The sequence below is a fragment of the Methanosphaerula subterraneus genome, assembly GCF_052055875.1.
Lineage (GTDB): Archaea > Halobacteriota > Methanomicrobia > Methanomicrobiales > Methanospirillaceae > Methanosphaerula > Methanosphaerula subterraneus.
In genome coordinates, this window is the sequence record NZ_CP170508.1 from 973,044 (window position 1) to 992,324 (window position 19,281).

The 19,281-nt window shown below is 58.1% G+C and carries 16 protein-coding genes and 1 pseudogene; 5 read left to right on the plus strand and 12 right to left on the minus strand.

Annotation, left to right across the window (positions count from 1 at the left end; translation table 11 throughout):
- Nucleotides 1–179: 179 nt before the first annotated feature.
- Nucleotides 180–2,057, minus strand: a complete 1,878-nt coding sequence (locus ACFKSJ_RS04550) for a PAS domain-containing protein (protein ID WP_440951072.1) — start codon at nucleotides 2,055–2,057, stop codon at nucleotides 180–182.
- 104 nt (nucleotides 2,058–2,161) lie between these two features.
- On the opposite strand from ACFKSJ_RS04550, the gene ACFKSJ_RS04555 reads away from it, so the two are divergent.
- Nucleotides 2,162–2,752, plus strand: coding sequence for a hypothetical protein (locus ACFKSJ_RS04555; RefSeq protein ID WP_440951073.1), 591 nt, complete (start codon nucleotides 2,162–2,164; stop codon nucleotides 2,750–2,752).
- Here ACFKSJ_RS04555 and ACFKSJ_RS04560 read toward each other — a convergent pair.
- From ACFKSJ_RS04560 to ACFKSJ_RS04600, 9 genes are all read right to left on the minus strand, one after another.
- Nucleotides 2,749–3,159: a secondary thiamine-phosphate synthase enzyme YjbQ gene (locus tag ACFKSJ_RS04560; RefSeq protein ID WP_440951074.1), complete on the minus strand. Its 411-nt coding sequence runs from the start codon at nucleotides 3,157–3,159 to the stop codon at nucleotides 2,749–2,751. The two genes, ACFKSJ_RS04555 and ACFKSJ_RS04560, sit on opposite strands and share 4 nt — an antisense overlap.
- Before the next feature lie 76 nt (nucleotides 3,160–3,235).
- Entirely contained in the window at nucleotides 3,236–5,752 is a 2,517-nt protein-coding gene (gyrA, locus tag ACFKSJ_RS04565; RefSeq protein WP_440951075.1) for a DNA gyrase subunit A, read from the minus strand.
- The gene (locus ACFKSJ_RS04570) at nucleotides 5,742–7,739 is read right to left on the minus strand and encodes a DNA topoisomerase subunit B (protein WP_440951076.1); all 1,998 of its coding nucleotides are present in this window, start codon (nucleotides 7,737–7,739) and stop codon (nucleotides 5,742–5,744) included. Before ACFKSJ_RS04570 ends, gyrA begins: the two co-directional genes overlap by 11 nt.
- Nucleotides 7,740–7,899: 160 nt before the next feature.
- Complete coding sequence (locus ACFKSJ_RS04575) at nucleotides 7,900–8,208, minus strand: hypothetical protein (protein ID WP_440951077.1); 309 nt, start codon at nucleotides 8,206–8,208, stop codon at nucleotides 7,900–7,902.
- A 202-nt stretch (nucleotides 8,209–8,410) separates the two neighbouring features.
- Nucleotides 8,411–9,226 carry a cobalt ECF transporter T component CbiQ gene (gene cbiQ / locus ACFKSJ_RS04580; protein WP_440951078.1) on the minus strand — a complete coding sequence of 272 codons (816 nt, stop codon included), beginning with the start codon at nucleotides 9,224–9,226 and terminating at the stop codon, nucleotides 8,411–8,413.
- On the minus strand, nucleotides 9,223–10,056 hold the full coding sequence (locus ACFKSJ_RS04585; RefSeq protein ID WP_440951079.1) for an ATP-binding cassette domain-containing protein: 834 nt from the start codon (nucleotides 10,054–10,056) through the stop codon (nucleotides 9,223–9,225). Before ACFKSJ_RS04585 ends, cbiQ begins: the two co-directional genes overlap by 4 nt.
- Before the next feature lie 27 nt (nucleotides 10,057–10,083).
- Entirely contained in the window at nucleotides 10,084–10,416 is a 333-nt protein-coding gene (locus ACFKSJ_RS04590; RefSeq protein ID WP_440951080.1) for a PDGLE domain-containing protein, read from the minus strand.
- Nucleotides 10,409–11,056 carry a cobalt transporter CbiM gene (cbiM, locus tag ACFKSJ_RS04595; protein ID WP_440951404.1) on the minus strand — a complete coding sequence of 216 codons (648 nt, stop codon included), beginning with the start codon at nucleotides 11,054–11,056 and terminating at the stop codon, nucleotides 10,409–10,411. Before cbiM ends, ACFKSJ_RS04590 begins: the two co-directional genes overlap by 8 nt.
- Nucleotides 11,057–11,249: 193 nt before the next feature.
- The gene (locus tag ACFKSJ_RS04600) at nucleotides 11,250–12,410 is read right to left on the minus strand and encodes an NAD(P)/FAD-dependent oxidoreductase (RefSeq protein WP_440951081.1); all 1,161 of its coding nucleotides are present in this window, start codon (nucleotides 12,408–12,410) and stop codon (nucleotides 11,250–11,252) included.
- A gap of 137 nt (nucleotides 12,411–12,547) precedes the next feature.
- On the opposite strand from ACFKSJ_RS04600, the pseudogene ACFKSJ_RS04605 reads away from it, so the two are divergent.
- Nucleotides 12,548–12,616, plus strand: a pseudogene (locus ACFKSJ_RS04605) (zinc-ribbon domain-containing protein); the annotation flags it as partial.
- A gap of 87 nt (nucleotides 12,617–12,703) precedes the next feature.
- On the plus strand, nucleotides 12,704–12,844 hold the full coding sequence (locus ACFKSJ_RS04610; RefSeq protein ID WP_440951441.1) for a hypothetical protein: 141 nt from the start codon (nucleotides 12,704–12,706) through the stop codon (nucleotides 12,842–12,844).
- Between the two features lie 68 nt (nucleotides 12,845–12,912).
- On the opposite strand, the gene ACFKSJ_RS04615 is transcribed toward ACFKSJ_RS04610, so the two are convergent.
- On the minus strand, nucleotides 12,913–14,565 hold the full coding sequence (locus ACFKSJ_RS04615) for a DEAD/DEAH box helicase (RefSeq protein ID WP_440951082.1): 1,653 nt from the start codon (nucleotides 14,563–14,565) through the stop codon (nucleotides 12,913–12,915).
- A gap of 284 nt (nucleotides 14,566–14,849) precedes the next feature.
- On the opposite strand from ACFKSJ_RS04615, the gene ACFKSJ_RS04620 reads away from it, so the two are divergent.
- Nucleotides 14,850–16,037 (plus strand): hypothetical protein, encoded by a 1,188-nt coding sequence (locus ACFKSJ_RS04620; RefSeq protein ID WP_440951083.1) that lies wholly within the window; start codon nucleotides 14,850–14,852, stop codon nucleotides 16,035–16,037.
- Between the two features lie 298 nt (nucleotides 16,038–16,335).
- On the opposite strand, the gene ACFKSJ_RS04625 is transcribed toward ACFKSJ_RS04620, so the two are convergent.
- On the minus strand, nucleotides 16,336–16,887 hold the full coding sequence (locus tag ACFKSJ_RS04625) for a hypothetical protein (RefSeq protein ID WP_440951084.1): 552 nt from the start codon (nucleotides 16,885–16,887) through the stop codon (nucleotides 16,336–16,338).
- Between the two features lie 251 nt (nucleotides 16,888–17,138).
- Here ACFKSJ_RS04625 and ACFKSJ_RS04630 point away from each other — a divergent pair, with 251 nt between their 5' ends.
- A complete protein-coding gene (locus ACFKSJ_RS04630) occupies nucleotides 17,139–19,016 on the plus strand; it encodes an alpha/beta fold hydrolase (RefSeq protein WP_440951085.1) in 1,878 nt (625 codons plus the stop codon).
- Nucleotides 19,017–19,281: the final 265 nt, after the last annotated feature.

Sequence of the window (19,281 nt, forward strand, 5' to 3'; positions counted from 1 at the left end):
TTTCCCGGGATCGTCCTGGGAGATGGACGATCTTCACAGTGAGAAAGACCACATGCGGTGGCGAATATGCCGATTACGGATGAAGGGTATTCACCCGGTTCACTGATCCTCTAGGGACAGTAAAGGGATCAAAAAAGGGACACGGTCTCGATCTCATCCCATCAGGCCGGCCCGCAGGGTCAGAAAGGACCGAGGTTTCGGTATGCACTCTTCGGCACTGTCATCTCGAACCGTGCACCCCTCCCGGGCATCCCGGTTTCAACGATCGTGATCCCGGTGATCGCGAGGATCTCGCGGGTCAGGAAGAGGCCGAGCCCGGTGTTGGCGCCGACCCCCTTGCTGAAGATCCGCTCCTTCTGATCAGCCGGAACTCCGTCGCCATCATCTTCACAGACGAGCACCAGCATGCCGGCGTCCCCCGGATGGACGGAGAAACGGATCTCAGTGACCCCGTGGCCGTGGCGGAGCGCATTCTCGATAAGATTGTAAAAAACCCTCATCAGCAGCGGATCTGCGTAGATCTCCAGATCATCGAGCGTGGAGAGGATCTTCACAGCCCCGGTGGGGATCCGCGGTTCTGCGTTCTCGATCAGCACCCTGACCTTCTGCCATTCTGGCGAATGGACCCCGATCTCTTCATAATCCTTGGTGAAGGTGATCTCCGATCTGATCTGGGCGACCAGATCGTTCTCCCGCCGAAAGATCATCTGTAGATTACTATCCGCAGTCATCTCCTCGGACAGGTCAATATACCCGAGCAGGGATGTCAACTGGTTCTGGATATCGTGGCGGGTGATCTGGGAGAGCAGATTCAGTTTCCGGTTCGCCTGTCGGAGCCCCATCTCGGCCTGCTTCTGATCGGTGATGTCCTGGATCAGCATGAAGAAGGCGATCACCCGCCCGTCCTCGTCCCGATGGGGAACAAAATCGACATGCAGGTAATTCTGACGATCGTCCCGGCCCGTGGTATCATACTCCATCATCACCGATTCCCCGGCCAGCACCCTGCTATAACAGGACGAAGAACGCTGGTAGGTCTCACCGTCCAGAACCTCTCCGGTCCCTCTGCCGATGAACGAATCACGCGGGAGCCCGTACCAGTCAGCATACGCCTGATTCACATACAGGTATCGCTCGTCTGCATCCACGTACCCGATCATGGCGGGGACGCCGTCGATGATCAATGAGAGTTGCTTCCGCTTGGACCTGAGCGATAACCCGACCCGTTCACGCTGGATCGCCAGCGTGTACAGCTCCGTGAGACGGGTGACCGCGGTCAGTTCCCAGTCGGTGTACCCCTCCGGAGTGTTCGCCAGCGCGATCTGCCCGACGACCTCCGATTCGACCAGTACCGGTGCTGCCAGAAATGAGGTGATCGGAAAATGTCCCTCTGGCAGACCGCGAGATGAGGGATGAAGGGCCGGGGTGTTGGTGAAGAACGGTTCACCGGTATTGAGGCAGTGACCCCGGAGACCGTCATAGGTCCCGTCTGGATTACGTGAGAATGTGATCGTGTGACCAGACCGGCAGAACGGAGAACCGTCCTCCGCTACCATCACTTTCAGCGTCGGGCTGGTCATCAATCCGGTCTTTTCGTCGACGACCGAAACAAAACCATACTGGCTCCCGGTCACCTCTTCAGCAGAGGAGAGGACCAGCATTGCGATCTCATCAATGGTGCGGCCGGGGGTGATCAGTGCCCCGGCGAGGTCTGCCAGCGCACGGTTCAGGTTCAGCTCGCGCCGGAGCAGGATCTCGTGCTGGACAAGTTTCCTGGTCCTCTCTGCTATCGCAAGCCTGCCGGCGTCATGAAAGTAGACGAAGAGGAAGAGCGCATCCGCTGTGATCAGCACCAGCATCAGCGTAACCGAGGAGAAGGCAAAGGTGGTATCTGACGGGAGGTTGAAATTTGTGAACCATCGGATTGCGAGCCACCAGTACGGGATCAGCACCAGTAAAGCCCCGACCGCGATCACCGCAGCATGGGGTACCGGTCGAAAGATCCATGCTTTCAACCCTGTCCAGTTCAGTGCCAGATCATTCCCCCCAATCCTCAACGCTGTCCTGAAGATAGATATCACGGCACCACATTTATAACCTCAGGAGGGCGGGACCCAGCAGCAGAGATATTACCCAGTACTGCCCCATTGTTGATCAGCACATGCCCCGCACATCGCTGCCCCTCCCGGTAACCGTCGCCTTTGTTCTCCTGCTCACGCTGGTCGACGCCCTGATTGCGAAGTTCATGGTCTTCATCTCCCCTGCCTCGACCGGGGTCTCGTCCCTGTACCTGAGCGTCGCTTTCATGATCGCCTTCACCCTCTGGTTCGGGGCCGGAGGAGTCTTCGCAGCCTACTGGGGCTGCTTCATCGGTGCAGGGCTGCTGGGCGGGGTACCTCCCGGGGTCGACCTGTACTGGTCGATCGCCGACCTGCTGGAGGTTCTGATTCCACTTGCAGCGTTCCGACTGCTGCATGCAGATATCTCACTTCAGACCAGGCGGGATGCACTCGTCTTTCTGATCTTTGGGGTGCTGCTGAACAATGCCGCAGGCGCCCTCTGGGGAACCGGGGCGCTGTACCTGAGCGATCTCATCACCGGAGCTGCAGCCCCGTCCATAGCCATCAACTGGTTCGCCGGAAACGTCCTGGTCTCCCTGCTGATCGCACCGATCCTCCTCCACCTGCTGACCCCCTACATCAAGAGGAGCGATCTGTATGTCGGAGGCACCTGGTTCGGTCGGCCCGTCTAGAAGACGGAAACGACCACGCTCCGTTCCCTGCTCTGCCGGACATCCAGCTCCAGCAGCACGATCTGCTGCCAGTGTCCGGTCGCCACTCTCCCTCCGCTCACCGGGATCGTCAGAGACGGGCCGACGAGTGCGGCCTTCAGATGAGAACGGCCATTTCCATCACCCCAGGCACGGTCATGGGCATACAGCATCTCCGCCGGTGCAATTCGTGCCAGTGCATCCATCAGATCTGCGAGCACCCCCGGCTCGTATTCTATCGTTGTCAGGGCCACCGTCGAGCCGACAGCAAAGAGCGAGACCAGCCCCTGTGAGACACCGCTCTCCCTGACGACAGCGGTGACCTCGCCAGAAAGGTCGATCACCGTCCCTTCGCCATGAGTTATCATCTGGATTGTTCGCTGATACATAGCGGCCAGTGGGGGACACCGGGATATAAAACAACGCCGCCAGCCGGCGTTCTGATATTATGTAAAAAAGGTTGATTCAGAGGTCTAAGGGAGTCTGCTCCCCGGCATCCGAATCAGGGGCTGCCGGCTCTCCTGCCTCGTCCTCGAACGAGGCAGAGAGAATCTCCTGCTGCAGCACCGCCAACCCGACCACCCGGTCATCATCGCCCAGCCTGATTATCCGCACACCGCGAGCCGACCGCTTCTGAACCGAGATGTCAGAGACCTTCATCCGAATCACGTTCCCAAGGGCGCTCATCACAACGATCTCATCGTCAAGGCTGACCGCCTTGGTCGCGACGACCCCGTTCTGTGGGGCGGTCAGGATGTTCCGCACCCCCATCGTGCCCCGGCCATGACCGCGGAACTCGTCGAACTCGGTCCGTTTCCCATACCCGAGCTCGGTGATCGTCAGCAGGTGATCCTTCTCCACGACGGTCGCGGCCTGTACCAGATCGCCGTACTTCAGCTTGATCCCACGGACCCCGCTCGCGTTTCTGCCCACCGTCCTGACGGTCTGTTCATGGAACCGGAGGGACTGACCCTTCCGTGTCGAGAGGATCAGTTCCTTGGTGCCGTCGGTCAGCTTGACATCCACGAGCGAATCGTTCTCGCGGAGTGAGATCGCATTGATCCCGGTGCTCCTCGGCCGCGAGAACTGGTCCTGCGGAACCTTCACGACCTGCCCCTGTTCGGTGGAGAAGAGCAGGTACCGATCATGCCTGAACGTCCGGATAGGGATCACGGCCGTGATCAGTTCATTCTGCAGTTCGAGCAGGTTCACGATCGCCTTTCCTTTGCTGGTCCTTGAGGCCTCGGGGATGTTGTAGACCTTCAGCCAGTAGACCCGGCCGTCGGTGGTGAAGCAGAGCAGGTAGTCATGCATCGAGGCGACGAAGATGTCCTCGACCGAGTCCTCCTCCTTGGTTGCCATCCCGATGACTCCCCGTCCACCCCGCCGCTGCATCCGGTAGGTCTCGAGCGGAAGCCGCTTGATATAGTTCTGGGTGGTGATGGAGATCAGCACCGGCTTGTCCTCGATCAGGTCCTCCCGTTCGAGGATCGTCTGGCTGCAGGTGATCTCTGTCCGGCGGTCGTCGCCGTAGCGCTCCCCGACATCCACGATCTCCTTTCTGATCTCTTCGTAGATGTTCGTCTCGCTCGAGAGGATCCGTTCCAATTCGGCGATCACATGGGCGAGCGAATCCCGTTCATCACGGATCTTGGTCTGCTCAAGGGCCGCGAGCCGGCGGAGCTGCATCTGCAGGATCGCGCTGGACTGCGACTCCGAGAGACCGTACGTGCTGATCAGAGCCTTCTGGGCCACTTCTGATGAGGCCGATTCGCGGATCGTTGCGATCACCTCGTCGATCCGGTCGAGGGCGATCAGCAGTCCGAGCAGAATATGCAGCCGGTCACTGGCCTTCTTCAGGTCGAATTCACACCGTCGACGTACCACGATCGCACGGTGGTGCAGGAACTCGGCGATCATCGCCTTCAGACCGAGGACTTTGGGCATGTTGTCCGAGATCGCCAGGTTGATGATCCCGAACGTGGACTCGAGCGGCGTGTGCTTGTACAGCTGGTTCAGGATCACCGTCGGGATCACACCCTTCTTGAGGTCGACCACCACCCGAAGCCCGTCCCTGTCCGACTCGTCCCGGAGATCGGAGATCCCCTCGATCTTCTTCTCCTTGACCAGGGTCGCGATCAGTTCGACCATCCTGGCCTTGTTCACCTGGTACGGGATCTCAGAGATGACGATCTTGGGGTTTTTGGTCTCGACGTCCTCGATCTCGGCGACACCACGGACGGTCAGTTTCCCATACCCGGTATGATAAGCGCTGACGATCCCGTCGGTGCCGGTGATCAATCCCCCTGTCGGGAAGTCCGGACCAGGCATCACCTGCATCAGGTCCTCAACCGTGCAGTCAGGGTTTTTGATCGTCATCTCGACCGCAGCGCAGACCTCGCGGAGGTTGTGCGGCGGCATGTTCGTCGCCATCCCGACCGCAATCCCGCTCGACCCGTTGACGAGCAGGTTCGGGACCTTGGAAGGAAGGACCGTCGGCTCCTCGGTGGAGGAGTCGAAGTTCGGGATAAAGTCGACAGTCTTCTTGTCGAGGTCGGTCAGCAGTTCCTCGGCGTACCGGGTCAGCCTGGCCTCGGTGTATCGCATCGCAGCAGCAGAGTCCCCGTCGATCGAACCGAAGTTCCCCTGGCCATCGACGAGCGGGTTTCTGTAGCTGAACGACTGGGCCATCTTCACCAGCGTATCGTAGATCGAGGCGTCCCCGTGCGGATGGTACTTACCCATCGTGGCCGCGACGGCCCGGGCGCTCTTCTTGTACGCCTTGTCGGAGGTGTTCCCCTCCTCCCACATCGCATAGAGCGTCCGGCGGTGGACCGGCTTGAGCCCGTCCCGGACATCGGGGATTGCACGACCGATGATCACGCTCATCGCGTAGTCGATGTACGAGGACTTCATCTCGTCCTCGATGTTCACCTGGATCACTTTGGGGATGATCTTCTCGACGACCGGTTCAGATGTCAAGGTTGTTCACCTCCCGGGCATGCCGCAGAATGAAGTTTTTGCGGGCGTTCACATCCTCTCCCATCAGTTTCTCAAAGATCTCGTTGGCATAGCTGGCATCCTCGATCCGGATCTGTTTTAAGACCCTGGTATCAGGATTCATCGTCGTCTCCCAGAGTTGATCTGCGTTCATCTCACCAAGCCCCTTGTACCGCTGGACGGTCACACCCTTGTCCCCGAACTCTGCAGAGATCTGCTGCATCTCCTCTTCGCGGTAGACATACCGCACCTGTTTCCCCTTTGCAATCCGGAAGAGCGGGGGCTGGGCGATGTACACGTACCCGCGTTCGATCAGTTCGGGCATGTACCGGTAGAAGAAGGTCAGCAGCAGGGTCTGGATATGGGCCCCGTCCACATCGGCATCGGTCATCAGCACGATGTGATGGTATCGGGCCCGGTCAGGGTCCATCCTGTCCCCGATGCCGGCCCCGATCGCCGAGATCAGCACCTGAATCTCCACGCTCTTGATCATCTTATGCTGGGTGGCCTTCTCGACGTTCAGGATCTTCCCCCTCAGGGGGAGGATGGCTTGGAACCGCCGGTTCCGGCCCTGCTTGGCGGAGCCGCCTGCAGAGTCTCCTTCGACGATGTAGACCTCGCTCTTGGCAGGATCGCGCTCTGAACAGTCTGCCAGTTTTCCGGGCAGCCCCGAGGACTCGAGGGTGCTCTTCCTTCTGGCCAGTTCACGGGCGTTCCGTGCTGCCTCGCGGGCCTGGGCAGCCACGGTCGCCTTCTCGACGATCGCTGCAAGAGATTTCGGGTTCTCCTCGAAGTACTCGGAGAGCGACTGGTAGACCAGCGAGTCGACGATCCCCTTCACATTGGAGTTGCCGAGCCGCATCTTGGTCTGCCCTTCGAACTGCGGGTTTGCGAGCTTGATACTGATCACCGCAGTCAGCCCTTCGCGGACATCCTCGCCCCGGAGGGTCAGGGCGTTGTTCTTGATCAGGTTGCCCTTCCGAGCCGAGTTGTTGATAGCCCGCGTGATCGCACTCCGGAACCCTTCCAGGTGGGTTCCGCCTTCACGAGTGTTAACGCTGTTTACGAACGTGTAGACCGTTTCGGTGTAACTCCGGGTATACTGGAGGGCCACCTCGACCTCGAGCTTGTTCTCCTCGTCTTTTCTTGAGAGGTCGATCACATCGGGATGAAGCACCTCCCGGGCGTCTATCAGGTACTGGACAAACTCGCGGAGGCCGCCGTCATAGTGGAACTCGTCCTTGTCACCGGACCGGAGGTCGGCGATCCTGATGGTGATTCCACGGTTCAGGAATGCCATCTCCCGGAGGCGGTGGGCCAGGATGTCATAGTCGAAGGTGACCGTCTCAAAGATCGAACCGTCCGGCTGGAAGGTGATGTTTGTTCCGCTCAATTTCGCCCCTTCGTCCGCAAAGAGCGCTTCCCGGGTCCCCACTTCCCTCGGGGGATCACTCAGGTACCGCCGTCGGTACCGCTCGAGCAGTTCAGAGAGGGACTCTTTATGGACACTGAGCGGGGAGACCACCTTTCCCTGTGCGAACTCCATCCGGTATCGGTTTCCGTCGCGGAAGACATCAGCGACGAGGGTGACCGAGAGGGCGTTCACGACCGAGACACCGACGCCGTGCAGTCCTCCAGAGACCTGGTAGGTGTTCTTATCGAACTTGCCGCCTGCATGGAGGATCGTCAGAACCGTCTCAAGGGCGCTCTTCCCGTTCTTTTGCATCTTATCGACGGGAATCCCCCTGCCGTTGTCGTCCACCGTACAGGAACCATCCCGGTTTATTGTGATGCTGATCAGGTCGCAGAAACCTGCAAGCGCCTCATCGACCGCATTGTCGACCACTTCATAGACCAGATGGTGAAGCCCCCGGGTATCGGTGCTGCCGATGTACATTGCAGGGCGCTCGCGGACTGGCTGCAACCCTTCCAGTACAGTAATATGAGATGCATCGTAGGATTCTGTCATGGAAGACCTCAGTAAAAGAAACGTCCAGATATGGACTATTCTGTTCGTCTATATATTGTTTTTATAAGCACTTATACTTCGCTATCCGGGCCAGTGCTCGAAAAAAACGAGATTTTTTTGATGGAATGAAGCAATCTGCGCACCGATTGTCCGTCCGGGATCAGGCGAACGATCCAATGTCGGCATCAGGGATATCGAGACCCTGATCGACTGCCACGACCAACCGATCGAAGAGCCGTTTCACCTCAGGCAATTCCTCCTTATCGGTCGTTCCAGCCTGGTGCCAGAGGATCCGCCTCCGCATCTGATCATAGAGTTTCTCAACTTCGGTTCCCTTGAACTGCTCCGGTAGAACCATCTGATCAAGGTGATCTGCGAGGCCCAGAAAGGCTTTTTCGGGGGGGAGGCCCAGGTGTCTTCCGATCAGCACCAGGTTCACGACAAAACCATGTCCAAACTTACTCGGCATAGATGCAGATGCAGTACCACTCTAGAAAAAGGCTTTGGTTTTATTGGTTTGAACGCAACATCCTTGACCAATCGTAGACTCAATGGAGTCGGAGATTGAATTATTTTTGGATTTTGTGGGTCTTCCGATTCCATTTTACAGGCGAGCTGGACATTTGAAGAATCCCAAGGGGATTCTTCTCCACGCCGGTGATCCCATCTCCTCAATGGAACAGGTATACCGCGATCGGCGCAATGATCACGACCATGAGCCCGACCAGCAGCGCCACCCACTCGCCGGCCAGGAGGGACTTTGGCGGGACGAAGAGGAACGCATCCTTGCCGTACCCCCGGCAGAGCATCGCTACATAGGTTCGCTCCCCCTGCTCGTACGAGCGGATAAACATCGTCCCTATCGTGTAGCCCATCTGCCGCAGCCGGTATATATACGGCAGCGATCGATCGAACGCATTGAAACACCGGGTCTCAAGCGCATTCCGGATCCGGAAGAACATCTGCCCGAAGACGAAGAGGTACCGGATCATCATCCCCATGATCAGCGTGAACTCTGAGGGGAAGCCGAGCCGTCGGGCACCGACCAGCATGTCCTGCACCCTGGTTGTCGACGAGAGCAGGATGATGAACGAGATGGAGAGCAGAAACTTCACGAAGAGGATCATGGCGAACTGCGCTGACCCTGCGTAGATTGTGATCCCGAGCGGGAAGGAGAGGAGTGCGTCGGTGCCAGGGAAGAACCGGTTCGGGAAGAAGACCTGGAGCACCATGATCGAGAGGCCGAAAGGCAGGATCACCAGTAACCGGGTCAGGTATACCCACGGAGAGAGGCCTGAAATCACCCAGAGTACCAGGTAGAAGAGAGCGAAGACGGCCCCGAGCAGGTACACCGGGGTGGAGATCGGGTATGAGACCAGGGCGATGATGGCCGCGAACGCGACGATCAGTTTCACGCGGGCATCGAGCCGGTGAAGCGGACTGTCCCGGTAGGCCTCCTTCTCGATGGCAAAGAGTTCTTCAATCATGCTCGTCCGCTGAAGGCTTCCAGAAAGGCCGCCTCAGCCTCCTCATAGGTGTAGGCCATCGAGACCTCAATCCCCTGGTTCTGCAGGGCCCTGATCAACTTCGGGAGCACCGGGATCGTCAGATGGACACTGCGGAGCAGGTCCTCCTGCAGAAAGATCTCCTCGACGGTCCCCTGGGCGCAGATCCTGCCCTTATCCATCACATAGATGTAGTCTGCCATCGAGGGGATCAGATCGAGTTCATGCGTCGAGAAGATCACCGTCATCCCGTAGGTCTTGACGAGATCGTTCATGAACCGGATCAGGTCGTCCCTTCCCTCAGGGTCAAGGCCGGCCGTCGGTTCGTCCATCACCAGCACCTCGGGTTCCATCGCGATCACGCCGGCGATGGCGACCCGTTTCTTCTCCCCGCCTGAGAGATGGTGGGGGACCCGGTCATGGAGGTGCTCGATCCCGAGCATCTTGAGGGCAGAACTGACCCGATGTTCCACGGTCTCTGCATCGAGGCCGATATTAGTCGGCCCGAACGCGATGTCCTGCGCGACGGTCGGGGAGAAGATCTGATCGTCCGAGTGCTGGAAGACCAGCCCGACGAACTTTCTGATCTCCTTCAGATTCTTCTTCGTGATCTGTTCGCCCCTGACCAGCACCTGTCCGCTGCTCGGGGTCAGGATCCCGTTGAAGTGCCGGAAGAGAGTGGACTTGCCGGCGCCGTTCGAACCGATCACGGCAATCCTTGCGTTTCGGGGGGCGTAAAAGTTTACACCGTCGAGTGCCTTCCGATTGGATGTGTACTGGTACGAGAGGTTTCTGGTTTCGATCAGGTGCATGGTAGGACTCAAAAAAGAATTGGTCTTCTATCTATTTGGACGTGCAAGTATCTTTGCCGCCCCGAGGACGACCGCAAGGGAGATGATCACGCCTAAAACCATCGCGATGACGCCGCCGGATGACCCGAGGCTGTCCCCGAGTGAGTAGTCCTTCAATGGGGCCTCATAGACGAACCTCCCGGGCATATCCTCATTCACCTCGGCACCCGGCGGAGTATCGCCGGTCAGAGTCTTGTCCCCCTGGATGATCAGGGCCGTGCTCTCCAGCCCGTCGGGGTCGCTCGAAGCGAAGTAGACCGCGACGACCGCAATCAGCAGTGCCGCGATGATCCCCACGATCAGAAAGGTCCGGTTATCCATTGAGGGGCACCCCCTGTGATAGTTCGACGATATCTGGACGGGCATTCATGATGAGTTGCAGGCCAACGACCGTAATGACGCCCTCGATGAGACCGATCACAGCATGGTAGGTACCCATCGCGATCAGCCCCGGCACCAGGGGGAATGTGCCTGCAACGAACATCTCGAGTCCACAGGCGAGTGCAGGAATGAAGCAGGCGAGCCAGGCCGCGGCGAATGCAGAGATGCTCATATTTCTGGTGAGCCCCATCAGCCCGCGGAACGAGTAGAACCCGACGAACCCACCGATCACACCCATGTTGATGATGTTCGCACCCATTGTGGTGATCCCGCCGTCGCCGAAGATGACCCCCTGGATGATCAGCACCATCGAAAGGATGAAGACTGCGGCGAACGGGGAGCCGAGCAGGATCGCTGCAAGCGCCCCGCCGAGCAGGTGTCCGCTCGTTCCCATCGTGACCGGGAGGTTGAAGGCCTGGATCGCAAAGATGCCGGCGGCCAGCACGGCGACCAGCGGGATCTTCTCCTCTGTCAATTCGTTCTTTGCCCAGCGGAGTGCCAGGGCGATGAAGACCAGAGCGATGATCCAGTAGACTACGCCCTGATTGATCGGTATGAATGCGTCAGGAATGTGCGTGATTTCACCCCATTTAGTAATACTAATCCGATGTAATGTATCACCAAGTGATTGAAAAAGGTTGTTATTTATAATTCAACGAAGGGCAAAAAAGTCCGAAACGCATCTTGATAGTAGATCTGAATGCACCAGAGACCTCGAAGGGACATGGACGCCTGTGTCCCGAAGCGGCCTGTTAGAGAAAGAGGAGAAGGGATCAACCGAAGATCTGCCGGATCCCCGAATTGATCAACACCCTCATCGCTCCCCAGAGCGCGGGCTTCATCATCAGTTTTTTGATCAGGGCCGAGGGGCGGTCCATATCCCCGAAGTTAACGATCGATTCGATGATCGAGGGATCGTTCATAGCACGGAGGATCTGATCGATCTCCTGGCTGGTCATCTTCTGCCGGGCAGTGATCAGTTTGTACCCGACCGCCAGTTCTTTTCCAAAATCGTCCTGCCAGGCCTTTTCGTACCTGCTCAGGGCTGCGTCGTCGTACCGCCCCTCTCCGATGCAGGCGATAGCGGTCTCTGCTGCCAGGCGGGCGGAGCGGATGCCAGTGTAGACTCCGCCGCCCGAGGTCGGCTTGGCAAATCCTGCCGCGTCCCCGACGATCAGAGCCTGCCTTCCATAGGTCTTTCCAATCACCCCGAGTGGGATCGTGCCGGTGACCAGGTGCAGGCATGAACCCGGAAATCGTCCTAAAAATCGTTCGAACTTCTCTTTAACCCCACTGGTCCCGCAGAGCCCGACCCGGATCCGCCGGGGGGCGAGCGGGATCTGCCAGCCGAAGAACTCGGGGGAGGCGTCCGGGTAGATCTCGACAAACCTGGGGTTGACCGGTTCAGACACCGCAAGGTCGGCCTGAATCCCGGAGAGATAGGTTTGAGCCCGGGGCAGGCCGAGCGATCGCGCCACCGTCGACCGCGGGCCGTCGGCCCCGATCAGGAGCCGATACCCGATCGACCGCTCTCCGCTGATCCCCCGGGTCATGACAGAGTTTCCGGATATGCCGGTGAACCCCGTCTTCAGCATGAATTCAGCCCCAGCATCTGCAGCGGCTGCTGCCATTTCACGATCGAGCACACCCCGGTCGACCACGTAGGCCTTCGTCTTCCCTGCATCAAAGAGGAGTGAACCGCCGAGGTCCGATGTGATCCGAGCGCCCTGAACCGTATTCAGGATAGACCGTTCTGACACCTGGCACTCGGCAAAGGCAGCCTCTGAAAGAAGACCGGCACACTGGACCGGGTATCCGATCGTCGCATGCTCCTCAATCACCAGCGTCGAGAGGCCGGCTGCTGCACAGGACGCGGCTGTTGCAGTCCCTGCAGGCCCGGCCCCAACCACCACCACATCATAGGTTTTGCTCATCTTCAGGAAATATATGGCGCCGGGGATTATAGCGCTGATGGAAAGGACCAGTACTGGTTTCAAAGGGCATTTCGATCGTAACGATACGGAAAGTTAATCCTTTCCAGAGACGAGATTATTATTAACGAGGGTCGATCATGCCGTTCTGCAACAACTGTGGGATACAGATCTCTGAAGGAAAGAGTTACTGTGATGCATGTGGCAGACGACTAGATCATCTTGACTCATCACTCAGGATGCTGATACCTGACAACCCGAAACCAGGAAATATTCGGTGGAATGTGGTCCTGGGTATGCCGGTCGGATTGATCGTCGGTCTCGGGCTGGCCACGCTTCTGCTCGGCGCGGGGTATTACCTGCAGGCAGCGATGATCATCGGCATCGGTGCTGTCGGGCTGGTGCTGGTTCGGTTCCTAGACACACGGTACCGATAATTGTCTTTTTTGTTCCAGGGATCGAACAAGTGGGTCCAATTCGCAGAACACAACTAAAAAAAGGGGAATTACCGCTGGTTTGCGGGTTCGATGTTGATCGTATTCCCTTTGATCTGGTTCTTATTCATGATCTGGTAGACAGTCTTTGCGTGCTCGAGCGGCACCTCGACGAATGAATAACTGTCAAAGATGTTGATTGCCCCGATCGACTTGCCTGGGATCCCGGTCTCGCCGGCGATCGCACCAAGGATGTCCTTTGCCCGGACATTATGGTTCCTGCCGACATTGAGGAAGAACCTGACCATACCCGCCTCGGCACCGGTGTTCTTGAAGTCCGGCTCGGCTGCGCTCTCCTCCTTGGTGTCACGTTCCATCCGCATCTTCAGCAATGCCGCTGCGATGTCGAGCGAGGAGTAATCGTCTCGCATCAGTTTCTCGATCATCGAGGCGTACTTCTCAAGCCCGCCTGCATCGACGATGGTCTTCACCTTCTCGATGAAGAGCGTGGTCCGGATCTCCTCGACGTCCGAGAGGGTCGGCACCTGCGCCTGGATCACACGGGTGTTGGTGTACCGCTGGATGTCACGGATCTTCCAGATCTCCTTGCCTGAAACGAAGGTGAACGCCCGCCCGGTCCTGCCGGCCCGCCCGGTCCTGCCGATCCGGTGAACGTAATACTCCTCGTCCTGCGGAACATCATAGTTGAAGACCGCTTCGATATCGTCGACATCGATCCCACGGGCTGCAACATCCGTCGCGACCAAGATATCGATTCCACCTGATCTGAACCTGCCCATCACCCGGTCGCGCTGCGACTGCTTCAGGTCTCCATGGAGAGCCTCTGCAGCGTATCCCCTGACCTGCAGCTGTCCGACCAGTTCGTCGACCCGCCGCTTGGTGTTGCAGAAGATCAGGGTCAACTTTGGGTTGTAGATGTCGAGCAGCCGGGTCAGCGCCTCGAGCTTCAGCGACTCGCGGACCTCGTAGTAGATCTGTTCAACCGCTGCAACCGTCAGTTCCTTGTGGGTGACCTTGACCATCTTCGGGTTCTTCTGGAACCGCTTGGTCAGCTCCAGGATCGGCTGCGACATTGTGGCCGAGAAGAGCGTGGTCTGTCGGTCTGCCGGGGTCGTCTTGAGGATCATCTCGATATCGTCCCGGAAGCCCATGTCCAGCATCTCGTCCGCCTCATCCAGGACAACGGTCTTCACATGATCGAATACCAGCGTCCCGCGGCGCATATGATCCATGACCCTGCCGGGGGTCCCGATCACGACCTGAACGCCCCGTCTGAGGGCATCGAACTGCCGCTCGATTGGCTGACCGCCATAGATTGGCAGGATCGCGATCCCGCGCCGGTACCGTGCCAGTTTGCTCAGTTCCTCGGCGATCTGGATGGTCAACTCGCGGGTTGGACTGAGAATCAGGGCCTGAACATGTTTGTCCTGGGGATCGATCTTCTCAAGCGTTGGTATTCCAAAAGCCGCTGTTTTGCCGGTCCCAGTCTGGGCCTGGCCGATCACATCAAATCCCTGGTGGATCAGGGGGATCGCCATCTGCTGGATCGGGGTCGGCTCTTCGAACCCGAGATCAACGATGGCCTTCTGGATCTCCTTTGAGATACCCAGTGCCTCGAATGCATTAGTAACAGGTTCGGCCGGTGTATCAGTATTGGATATCTTCTCTATTGTATCGCTCACAGTACCTCTTCTCCTTATCATACTGGTCCTCCTGCTACTTCCTTCTTGCCCCTGCAGAGCAGGTCCTGACAGAACCAGCCAGGGCATCATTCTGGTGGGTCTGATCGACATAAGGGAAGCGCGGCCCCGGAAGAGTAGATCCTGGTGAAAAAGGGGTAATTCTGCCCCAGATGTGGATATCTAAGTGTCTGCGCGGCGCTGTGAGGATGTATGACTGCAATAATTTATCTGCATGGACTTAACAAACTTATCCTTATGAATGATACGCATCCTCTCGGCAACGCTCCTGTAAGGAGGCTGCTGCCATGAAACTGTACAGATCCCTGCTGATCACCGGACTGGTGATGCTCTGCTGTGTCACGATGGCCAGTGCAGGCGGGATGGCCATGTTCAAGGTCGCCTGTCCAGAGAACGTGAACACCGGCGATGTCGTGACCGCAACGATCATTATGGACAATAATCTGAACCCTGTCGCATCCGATATCTCCCTTGTCGTCGACTGGGACGGCAGTGTGCTCCAGTACCAGAAGACCGATTTCCAGGTTGGCAACACCACATCTACAGAGTTGTATGGCACGCATACCCTTGAGATGATGTTCGGTGATTTCACCAAGGGGTACAAGAATGGAGAATATGACATGGCAGTGATAACGTTCGTCGCGATCGGCCCGGGTGAAACGGCACCAAAGGTCCGGGTTCAGCGTATGAACGATCTCGAAGGGAACGATGTCTCCGGAAAGACCGAGGTGAAGACCACGACGATCACGGTCATCGGCGATGCGATCACAGGCCCGATTCCGACGGTGGCACAGACCACGGCCCAGACCGTTGCAACAGTTCCGACCGTCCAGCAGGTTGTCACCCTGGTTGCCACCCAGGTCCCGGTGACCCAGCCGGTCCAGACCTGGCCGGTCGCGGCCCAGCAGCAGAGCTGGCCACTCCCCGGACAGCAGGTTACCGTGACCCCACAGCAGGGACTCCAGCAGGGCGTATCGTCCGGCCTGCCAGCCGCAGCCACAACAATCCCGACACTCTTCCCAGGCACTGCAGCCACCACCTGGCCACCGGTGGGATATTCACAGGCCACCATCTCATCGAACCAGACCGCATATCAACCGGTCCAGACCTACCAGTCAGTCTATCAGAACAGTTCATCAGGCATCCAGAACAGCGGCGATATGAGTTTCCAGTCCTTTGTTGCAGCCAGCGGACAGAGCCAGAACTACAACCCGAACAGTTCCACAACAGGTAATTCAGCCGGCACCTCAGACTTCAACTCGTTGATCGAGACCTCGCAGACCACGATCCCGGCGACCCAGAACGGTCTTGGGATCCAGAAGGACTCTTCGTTTGGAACGAACTCGTCGACCACCAACAAGACAGCTACAACGACCACAACGACGAAGAAATCCGGGTCGATGTTTGGGCTGTTGAGCGTTGCAGCACTGGCAGGGGTTGCCCTGATCGCTGCACGGCAGAGAAAGAACGAATAATCAAACTATCTCTTTTTTCAAGTGCGTCAGGTACCGCCGGTTTTGAATTCTTCATCGACACCGGCCAGATAACGATCTTCTGGAAAAAGAACTGAATTGAAGATCTTATTCCACTGGCTTTTTTGCCGGATGGTCGTCCCCAGGGCAGTTACCGGATATGATCACGATCAGGGTATCGGAAGCATGCCCAGCCCAATTACCGTCAGTTCAATGATCATCTGGCCTGAGGTGAGGGTACCTGTGCAGAACCATCCGGGGACCTGATGAGATGGCCGGGAACTGTGCTGAACAGACCGGGTTACAGGTTTATGATCTGGATCACCAGCGGTTTAACGATAGGTGCAGCCCAGTTCAATGGCCCCTGGGCGAACTGGGTAGGATCGTCCCGGTACAGGGCGCCGGCCAGACAGAGGCTGCTGATCACGACCAGCCCGAACAGCGCCCAGAGAAAACTCGGGTGATCATGCAGGTATACCAGGTACGTGGCATAGTCCCTCCGCGGACGAAGCGACCGGCGCAACAGGTGGAGTACATAGAGCACCAGCAGGACACCCAGAGTCCAGGGGAGGATGGTGAAGACCATCTGTTCACCCAGGTGAACCCCCGGGGTGCGGAACGAGAAGAACGTGAAGAAGAGCGGGACACCGATCATCAGGGCTGAAAACCACCAGTTCCCATAATACCAGAAACGCAATGCATCCCAGACATATGCAAAGATCCCGAGGAGGAAACCGACACGGAGCAGCAGCGGCGCCACCTCGGAGAGAGCAGGAATCAGGGTGAGGACGATACCAGTACAAAAGACGAGCAGAGCGACCCTGGCGAAATTACCCGGCGATATGAGGGACATGGTGAACTGATCAGAGATCTGTGCCGGAGCATATAATCATGATCACATGCCTTTGACCGGAAAGATACAGTTCGCCGGGTTTATGTAGATGGTCGATGATATCATTCTCCAGTGCAGGTGGAAGCGGATGGACGAACAGTGCGGTGAACGATGAAAGGTAAAAGAAGGATTGCTGACCTGTCAGAGGAACCTGTTTTCAGGGTGAAGCCAGATGCACCATCGATGCCACACCTGCCCAGAGGGAAAGGAGTATGAGAGGCGCTCTATCGTACAGCTCCTCCGGGTTTCTTCTCCTCCTTCTCATCTGCCTTCTTGTGATGCCTGCAGGAGCACAGGGAAACGGGGACGAGCCACTCGTGATCATGACTCCGGGCCAGTATGTTCTGGATTATGATCGTACAGCCGGGGGTCAGCACGGGATCGTGATCAGCAGTTCGGACGTCCTGCTCGATGGGAACGGATGCCAGGTGACCGGCACCTCAATGAGTGACTCTGTTGGAATCGTGGTGAATGGACCGCAGCAGAATGTGACGATCAGAAACCTGTCCGTTCAATCATGGGGGATCGGGATCCAGTACCAATCGGTCAGTTCGGGTCTGCTGTCCGGGGTGACCGCAGTGAACTGCACAGAGAACGGGTTCCTCCTCGATAGGTGCAGGGAGATCAGCATTGAAGGCTGCCAGGCACTTCGGAACGGATACCCCGGGATCGCCGTCAATGAGTCGACCGGGTGCCGGCTGACAGGGACCAGGGCCCTTCAGAACGGGGATGTCGGCATCTACCTGCTCAATACCACCGGCACCAGGGTCGATCACTGCACGGTCTCGGACAACCGGATGAACGGGATCTTCCTTGAACAGAGCAGCCGGACGACAATTGATCGCTGCCAGGCTGCTTGGAACCGGTACCCGGGGATCGCCATCAGTGGCGGAACACAGAATCTGATCACACAAAACCTGCTCTATGGCAACCATATGGCCGCGGTGTACCTCGACAGAACCGGCAGGACGCTGGTCCAGAACAATGCGGCTGGCGGAAGCCCGACCGGGCTCAGCATCGTGAACTGCACAGACCGGGTGGTCACCGGCGGAAACCGGTGGATGACCGACCAGCAGGAGATGGTGACCGGAACAGGGAGCACCTCATCAGTTCCCGCACTCGGCCCATCGCTGGACACCCAGTATGCGCTGGTAGCCCTGGACAGGGCGGCCGGGGCCACCGTCAGGACCGGGTACCGGGTCGACGTCGAAGACGGAAGACAGATTGCGCTGCATATTGCCGGTACCGGCGGGCCTGTGGTGGTGATGGAGGCCGGAACAGGGGACAGTACCCTCACCTGGTCACAGGTCCAGCAGGCGGTCGGGGAGTTCACGACCGCGGTCTCGGTCGACCGGGCCGGGATGGGCTGGTCCGACCCGACGACTGGACCGGTGAATGCAACAGCCGACGTGTCCGACCTGCATATCGCCCTCCACAATGCAGGTCTCCCCACACCCTATCTGCTGGTCGGCGAGGAGCGGGGGGCGACGATGCTGAGACTCTTCGCGCACCGGTATCCGGCCGAGGTCGCCGGGCTGGTTCTGATCGAACCTGAAGTTGAGAACGAATTCATCGGTGACGCTGAGTACTCCGGTGTTCGACACCAGCAGATCACCGAAATGGTCCAGTCGCTCGAAGTGGAAGAAGGGGAGGCTGACAACGGGTACCTGGCCAGAAACCCGGGACTGATCCCGGTGGATCCGCGGCTTTCACTGCAGGACCAGCAGACATGCAGGGCCCTGCTCGCATCACGCCCCGTGTCCATACAGGTGAGTATCGACGAATGGATGAGGACAGATCGTATCTTCACTGCTGTCCAGTCAGAACTGAAAGGGGCTCACCTGTCGCCCAGCATACCGGTCAGAGTGCTCCTCTCCTCAGATCCAACCCTTCATGCAGAGGGATCCGGCCCGGTATCGGATGGAAGCAGAAAATTTTTGGACCTGCAGCGCGGTCTTGCCGGGAGTTCGGCCGACGGGAGGGTAATGGTGGTCGAGAACACCACCCACTCCCTCCAGCTCGACCGTCCTGACCTGGTGACCGCCATGGTCAGGCAACTCGTTGATCAGTACGGTTCGACATCGATCTGAGGATGATACATCCCGAACCTCAAATCTCCGGGTTCATCCCCCAGGAGTGATCCTCAGTTGCAGGATCGCAGAGGGTGGGTCCTGAACCCGGAGACGACACGCGCATCCTTCCCCCATCGCCTGACATCGCCGATGGCAGGGAATGGATAATGTTACTCATCTTCGACAGAGTCGGATTGCTCCGACTCGATCATGGGGCATGGTTCATTGATGCAGGGGCACGGGCGGTATGGGCCTTTCGGACAGGTCGGTCGGATCTTCTTCG

Excerpts from the sequence above, each read along its gene's own strand:
- ACFKSJ_RS04555 (WP_440951073.1), top strand. The coding sequence starts at position 2,162 with ATGCCCCGCACATCGCTGCCCCTCCCGGTAACCGTCGCCTTTGTTCTC.
- ACFKSJ_RS04560 (WP_440951074.1), bottom strand. The coding sequence starts at position 3,159 with ATGTATCAGCGAACAATCCAGATGATAACTCATGGCGAAGGGACGGTG.
- ACFKSJ_RS04570 (WP_440951076.1), bottom strand. The coding sequence starts at position 7,739 with ATGACAGAATCCTACGATGCATCTCATATTACTGTACTGGAAGGGTTG.
- ACFKSJ_RS04575 (WP_440951077.1), bottom strand. The coding sequence starts at position 8,208 with ATGCCGAGTAAGTTTGGACATGGTTTTGTCGTGAACCTGGTGCTGATC.
- cbiQ (WP_440951078.1), bottom strand. The coding sequence starts at position 9,226 with ATGATTGAAGAACTCTTTGCCATCGAGAAGGAGGCCTACCGGGACAGT.
- ACFKSJ_RS04585 (WP_440951079.1), bottom strand. The coding sequence starts at position 10,056 with ATGCACCTGATCGAAACCAGAAACCTCTCGTACCAGTACACATCCAAT.
- ACFKSJ_RS04590 (WP_440951080.1), bottom strand. The coding sequence starts at position 10,416 with ATGGATAACCGGACCTTTCTGATCGTGGGGATCATCGCGGCACTGCTG.
- ACFKSJ_RS04600 (WP_440951081.1), bottom strand. The coding sequence starts at position 12,410 with ATGAGCAAAACCTATGATGTGGTGGTGGTTGGGGCCGGGCCTGCAGGG.
- ACFKSJ_RS04610 (WP_440951441.1), top strand. The coding sequence starts at position 12,704 with ATGCCGGTCGGATTGATCGTCGGTCTCGGGCTGGCCACGCTTCTGCTC.
- ACFKSJ_RS04615 (WP_440951082.1), bottom strand. The coding sequence starts at position 14,565 with ATGATAAGGAGAAGAGGTACTGTGAGCGATACAATAGAGAAGATATCC.
- ACFKSJ_RS04620 (WP_440951083.1), top strand. The coding sequence starts at position 14,850 with ATGAAACTGTACAGATCCCTGCTGATCACCGGACTGGTGATGCTCTGC.
- ACFKSJ_RS04625 (WP_440951084.1), bottom strand. The coding sequence starts at position 16,887 with ATGTCCCTCATATCGCCGGGTAATTTCGCCAGGGTCGCTCTGCTCGTC.
- ACFKSJ_RS04630 (WP_440951085.1), top strand. The coding sequence starts at position 17,139 with ATGAGAGGCGCTCTATCGTACAGCTCCTCCGGGTTTCTTCTCCTCCTT.